Origin of the sequence: Escherichia sp. MOD1-EC6300 (assembly GCF_002965045.1) — a bacterium.
GTDB lineage: Bacteria > Pseudomonadota > Gammaproteobacteria > Enterobacterales > Enterobacteriaceae > Escherichia > Escherichia coli_F.
In genome coordinates this window covers 1-3,651 of the sequence record NZ_PTRH01000035.1, presented here as the reverse complement: position 1 = coordinate 3,651, position 3,651 = coordinate 1, and the positions used below count along the sequence as shown (strand labels likewise).

Annotated in this window: 5 protein-coding genes; all 5 read left to right on the top strand. The window is 48.8% G+C overall.

What is annotated here, in order from left to right:
* Positions 1 to 1,773, top strand: a 1,773-nt coding sequence (locus BGE37_RS24560; RefSeq protein ID WP_241956681.1) for an RHS repeat-associated core domain-containing protein, incomplete at its 5' end; no start/stop codon positions are given.
* A gap of 14 nt (positions 1,774 to 1,787) precedes the next feature.
* Positions 1,788 to 2,351 (top strand): ankyrin repeat domain-containing protein, encoded by a 564-nt coding sequence (locus BGE37_RS24555; protein WP_105288539.1) that lies wholly within the window; start codon positions 1,788 to 1,790, stop codon positions 2,349 to 2,351.
* Positions 2,348 to 2,794 (top strand): hypothetical protein, encoded by a 447-nt coding sequence (locus tag BGE37_RS25375; protein WP_157944758.1) that lies wholly within the window; start codon positions 2,348 to 2,350, stop codon positions 2,792 to 2,794. Before BGE37_RS24555 ends, BGE37_RS25375 begins: the two co-directional genes overlap by 4 nt.
* Positions 2,791 to 2,976, top strand: coding sequence for a hypothetical protein (locus BGE37_RS25370; protein WP_157944757.1), 186 nt, complete (start codon positions 2,791 to 2,793; stop codon positions 2,974 to 2,976). Before BGE37_RS25375 ends, BGE37_RS25370 begins: the two co-directional genes overlap by 4 nt.
* 269 nt (positions 2,977 to 3,245) lie before the next feature.
* A partial coding sequence (locus tag BGE37_RS24545) for a DUF6531 domain-containing protein (RefSeq protein ID WP_241956680.1) occupies positions 3,246 to 3,651 on the top strand: 406 nt, incomplete at its 3' end.

Here is a 3,651-nt window from a genome sequence, read left to right as displayed (position 1 = left end):
CTGGCGGGAATGAAGCTGGGCGGGACGCCGCTGGTCGAGTATACGCGGGACAGGCTGCACCGTGAGACGGTGCGCAGTTTTGGCAATACCGCATACGAACTGAGCAGCACGTACACCCCCGCCGGTCAGCTACAGAGTCAGCACCTGAACAGCCTGGTGTATGACCGTGACTACGGGTGGAATGACAACGGAGACCTGGTGCGCATCAGCGGTCCGCGACAGACGCGGGAATACGGCTACAGCGCCACGGGCAGGCTGGCGAGCGTGCACACCCTCGCACCGGACCTGGATATCCGCATCCCGTATGCGACGGACCCGGCGGGCAACCGGCTGCCCGACCCGGAGCTGCATCCGGACAGCACCCTCAAGGCGTGGCCGGATAACCGCATCACCGAAGACGCGCACTACCTGTACCGCTACGATGAGCACGGCAGGCTGACGGAGAAGACGGACCGCATCCCGGAAGGGGTGATACGGACGGACGACGAGCGGACCCACCACTATCACTACGACAGCCAGCACCGCCTGGTGTTCTACACGCGGATACAACATGAGGAGCCGTTGGTTGAGAGCCGCTACCTCAACGACCCGCTGGGCCGCCGGACGGGTAAACGGGTGTGGCGTCGCGCGCGTGACCTGACGGGGTGGATGTCACTGTCGCGTAAACCGGAGGTGACATGGTACGGCTGGGACGGCGACCGGCTGACCACTATCCAGACCCAAAAGACAAGAATCCAGACCGTCTACCAGCCGGGAAGCTTCACGCCGCTCATCCGTATCGAGACAGAGAACGGCGAACGGGAGAAAATGCAGCGCCGCAGCCTGGCGGAGAAGTTACAGTCGGAAGGGAGTGAGGACGGCCACGGCGTGGTGTTCCCGCCAGAGCTGGTGAGGATGCTGGACAGGCTGGAGGAAGAAATCCGGGCAGACCGCGTGAGCGGTGAAAGCCGGGCGTGGCTTGCGCAGTGCGGGCTGACGGTGGAGCAACTGGAAAAACAGGTGGAGCCGGAATACACGCCGGAACGCACACTGCATCTTTATCACTGCGACCACCGGGGACTGCCGCTGGCGCTTATCAGCGAAGACGGCAATACGGTGTGGAGCGCGGAGTATGATGAATGGGGAAACCTGCTTAATGAGGAGAACCCGCATCATGTGTATCAGTCATACCGTCTGCCGGGGCAGCAGCATGATGAGGAGTCGGGACTGTACTACAACCGGAACCGGTACTATGATCCGTGGTTGGGGAGGTATATCACCCAGGATCCGATAGGGCTGGAGGGGGGATGGAACTTGTATAATTACCCACTGAATCCAGTCACAGAGACTGATCCACTGGGGCAAAAAGGGATGCGTTCTGATGGTCATCCTTGGGGCTATGGATGTGGAGATGAGAGTACAGACAGATTTGTACCTGATTCTTTGGGGGCTGCTGACTTTTTACCAGCCTGTCGAAATCATGATATATGCTATGGAACATTAGATAGTGACAAGGCTACTTGTGATAAAGGCCTTGGGTCTGATATGAAATACGCATGTAAAAATGATTTAAAAGGATTACATACATTATACCGTCCCCTTTGTAATGGTATGGCAGGAGGATATGAATTTGCAGTAAGTAAATTTGGTCAGTCGGCCTATGATGCCGCACAGGAAAAAGCATTAAATAACTATATGGAATTTGAAATGTTAGATTTATTACAAAGCATGGGAGAGAATGTCAATCCAGATGAATATAAGCAGGCGCATGATAGAGTTGTTAATCCAAATTGAATGCAGAGGGGAGTATGTTATTAAAACTGATAATGTTATTTTCAATATTTTTTATCCCATTTTTGGCAGGTTGCAGTATGTTTGATGATGTTTTTGAGAAAAACTACTCATTGAGTTCTGTCGCCAGTTTTCCAGATGACGTTGATGAATTAAAAGAAATATGGTTTTTTTGTGAAAGATGTTTAAGTGATGAGCAGTGCGAAAATCATGACATTAAACAATGTAGAGATGTAACTATTCCCGGTAGAGATGAAGCATTAAGTAAAGCTGTAGGCAGAGCCAATGTCGAAGCTGTTTACTTTCTTGTTGATGTGGCAAAAACTGATATCAATGGTATTACAGGTAAATATAAGGAAACACCATTAATTATTGCTGCATATTATGGAACTCAAGCACATCAGGATATAGCTGAATTTTTGCTATTGCATGGGGCAGATATTAATAAAACTTACCCAGCCATTGGGCGAAATCCTCTAGGTGTCGCCAGATGGAAGCATAATGTCGATTTCGTTAATTTTCTACTGAAGCATGGTGCTGAACCAGCAGTACATATGGGGTCGATTGAGAATAAAGAGTGAGATTTAACAAAAATGCAATTCATGCTCTCGCCTTGGGTGACGGTATTGATACTGCTTTTAAGTGTTCAGGAAAAATGGAAAGTGGTAAACCCTTAAAATCTTCGGGCAAATGGGATTACTCTGTTGGTGGGACAAATGGTGCCTTTCTTTATCTTAAAGACTATTCAAATATTTTGACGACTGGCCACACAGGAAATCTGGCAGTTACTTTTCTTGGAAGTTACAATGCTCAATATTCAATAAACGGAAACTCTCTGGATGTAGTTGTAACAAATTCTTCAACGATACAATCAGCGACACATTCCCCAATCCTGGGGTATACAAAATGGTGGCGGGATAATATTGGTAATCCTTTGGATAGAAAATTTCAAAAAGGTCCCATGTCCCCAAAAACACAAACCATAAATTTACACTTTGATTTATCATGTGCGTGCAAAAAATGAAAATTTTATTTATGTTATTATTAATTATCTTGAGTGGATGTGATGGCGAAAATGATGCCAAATTTGTTGGGCAATGGCTTGCTGATATTGATGGTGATATAAAATCAGAATTGATCGTGAAGGAAAATGGAATTTTTTTATTTCAGGAATATGCCTATGGAAATAGTTTGTTGCGAGGATAAAACATATAAGGCTAATTTTTTCGGGGATTGGACTATTAATATTGACAATAGGATTGATATTTCAATGTATAATGTTAATTCTGAACGGTGTAATATTCCATCCTCGTATTTAATTAATGGGTTTTATGATGGGGGGATATTTTTTATGTCAGAAAGGATTGTCTTTTTTCCAGACGGACCTGATGAGCCAGGTAATATGATCATTTATATTAAACAATGAAAGTATTGATCGTGAGCAGATTAAATATATAAGAAATTAAGGAGATACCATGAGCGGAAAACCAGCCGCCCGTCAGGGTGATGCCACGGCAAAAGGCGGTCCGATAGTCCAGGGGTCAGCGGGGGTACTGATAGGCGCGCCCACCGGCGTGGCGTGCTCGGTGTGTCCGGGCGGGATGACCTCGGGCCATCCGGTAAATCCGCTACTGGGGGCGAAGGTGCTGCCCGGCGAGACGGACCTTGCGCTGCCCGGCCCGCTGCCGTTCATGCACTCCCGCACCTACAGCAGCTACCGGACCCGGACGCCTGCGCCGGTGGGGGTTTTCGGCCCCGGCTGGAAAGCGCCCTTCGATATCCGCTTACAGGTTCATGAGCGGGAACTGATACTCAACGACAACGGCGGGCGGAGCATTCACTTTGAGCCGCTGCTGCCGGGGGAGGCGGTGTACAGCCGCA

Coding starts and splice junctions, on each gene's coding strand:
- BGE37_RS25370 (WP_157944757.1), top strand. CDS start 2,791: ATGAAAATTTTATTTATGTTATTATTAATTATCTTGAGTGGATGTGAT.
- BGE37_RS24555 (WP_105288539.1), top strand. CDS start 1,788: ATGTTATTAAAACTGATAATGTTATTTTCAATATTTTTTATCCCATTT.